This window comes from Roseateles sp. P5_B10, assembly GCF_056400485.1.
Genome location: NZ_JBFULE010000828.1, coordinates 1 through 2,267 on the forward strand (window position 1 = coordinate 1; position 2,267 = coordinate 2,267).

Genomic DNA, 2,267 nt, shown 5'->3' on the forward strand with positions numbered 1-2,267 from the left:
GCACCGAAAAGACCGGCAAGGTCGACCTGGCCTACAACCTGGTCGACAAGGTGCCCTTCCTGACCTCGCTGAAGGGCGGCCTCAACTACCGAGACACCGGCGGCACCACCTGGAGCGGCGCCGGCGGCACGATCAAGGACCCGGTCGGCACCTTCGGCACGGCCGGCTTCGTGCCGGGCGTGTACATGCCCGGCGTCAACACGCGCTGGAACGTCATCGGCTGCGAGAACACCGCCGGCTCCGTGGCCGCGAACGGCCAGCCCTGCGCTTACGGCTACATCCCCAACAACCAGCTCAACAACGGCACCGGCAGCGTGGTGGCGGGCACCAACACGTTCACCAAGGCGCAGTACGAAGAACTGATCCGCCAGACGCTGACCATGGCCCCGGCCGGCCAGTTCTACGGCGGCTCCAAGGACCGCCCGGCGACGCTGATCGACGGCTGGAACCAGCTCGACGTCGACAAGATGTTCCAGCTTGCCGGCATCCCGGTGCGTCTGGACTGCTTCCGCACCTGCACGGCCAGCGACGGCAAGGTCTACGACATGCCGATGACCAAGTTCACCGAGAAGTCCAAGGCCGCCTATCTGATGACGGACTTCGAGATCGACCGCGTGCCGTTCACGAACTGGGCCCTGCCCTTCGGTATGGAACTGGCAGGCAACTTCGGCGTGCGCGTGGTGCAGACCGACGTGACCGGCACCGGCTACCTGACCTTCCGCTCGGTGCGCAAAACCGCCGCTTTCGATATCAACAACCCGACGGCCCCCGCCGGCTTCGTGTCGAACACCTTCTCGCAGAACGCATCGGTCGAGGCCAAGTCGACCGACGTGATGCCCTCGCTGAACCTGGTGCTGTGGCCCGTTGTCGACAAAGTCGCGCTGCGCTACTCCCTCGGCAAGACGATCGCCCGCCCGCCGGTGTCCAAGCTGCTGCCCTCGGGCGGCACCAACGTCGTCTGCTCCAACAGCCAGATCGTGGAGGAATCAGCCGATCCGGACGACAGTGCCCCCGACCAGGGCTGCTCGGGCACGCTCGGCAACCCGGCGCTGAAGCCGCAGACCAACGTCAACCAGAACCTGTCGCTGGAGTGGTATGCCAATCGCGACACCAGCGTGTCGGTCGGCGTCTTCCGCCAGAAGGGCCTGATCGGAGCGCCCACCATCGGCGTCTTCCGCAACAACAACAAGGTGTTCGCCACCAGCAATGCGGTCGACCCGATCACCAGCACCCCGCTGAAGGACATCGACTTCTCGTTCGCCCAGTGGGACAACGCCCCGGCGTCGACCCGCCGCGGCCTGGAGCTTGGCGTGAGGACCGCCTTCACCTTCCTGCCGTCCATCCTGCGCTACACCGGCGTGGACGCCAATTACAGCCGCGTGCGTTCGACCCAGGGCGCGCCGACGCTGGACCTCATCAGCGGCGAAATCCTGCCGGTCGTCAACGAGCCGAAGTATTCGTGGAATGCCTCGCTGTGGTACGACGACGGCGGCTTCCAGGCCCGCGTGGCGATGCAGGTGGTGGCCGCGCGCTATTTCGTGTTCACGCCGAACACCGGAACCAGCGTGGGCGTTAACAACTTCCCGTCCATCGGCACCAGCTTCCGCGGCGCACCGACGAGCTACAACCCGGGTGCCCCCATCTTCGGCAGCCGCACCGCCTTCATTGACGCAAAGGTCTCCTATCGGTTCAAGAACGGCCTGGAGCTGTTCGCGGACGTCCGCAACCTCACCGGGGAGCGCACGCAGACCACGACGGGCGGCTATCAAGACTATGCCGACGGCATTCCCAGCATCTATGGCGATGGCTACAACGGCCGCCGCTACATGGTGGGCATGACGCTGCGCAGCCCGCGTTGAAATGAAACCCCTCGCCCAGTCTTGCCCCGCTGAACGCGGGCAAGCCCGGTCGGTCCCCCGGGGGGACGGCGATGCTCGCGGCATCGAGCCGCGAGCACATCGCCATGGCGGGCCGGCTTGGGAGCGGCCCGGCGCTCGGCCCGAATACCTGGGGCTCGTCGGCGTGGCGCTGTGCCTCGCGCTGGCCTGCCCGGCCAGCCAGGCGCAGTTGGCCGTCGCCAGTGCGCCTGCCGGGGCGCCCAACACGCTGGACGCCGTCAAGGTGACAGGCCAGCGCGACAAGAGCGTCGATCCGTCCATGATCGACGCCGCCAAGAGCAAGGTGCTGTCACGCGAATACGCGCGGTCCTGCGCCTTCATGAGCAGCTACTCGGCTGCCGACGACCCCGTCACGCTGGCCTACATGCG

The 2,267-nt window shown here is 66.8% G+C and carries 2 protein-coding genes; both read left to right on the forward strand.

Annotation, left to right across the window (positions count from 1 at the left end; genetic code table 11):
- A partial coding sequence (locus tag AC1DU6_RS28145) for a TonB-dependent receptor domain-containing protein (RefSeq protein WP_477861151.1) occupies positions 1 to 1,859 on the forward strand: 1,859 nt, incomplete at its 5' end.
- Positions 1,860 to 2,022: 163 nt separating this feature from the next.
- A partial coding sequence (locus AC1DU6_RS28150) for a hypothetical protein (RefSeq protein WP_477861153.1) occupies positions 2,023 to 2,267 on the forward strand: 245 nt, incomplete at its 3' end.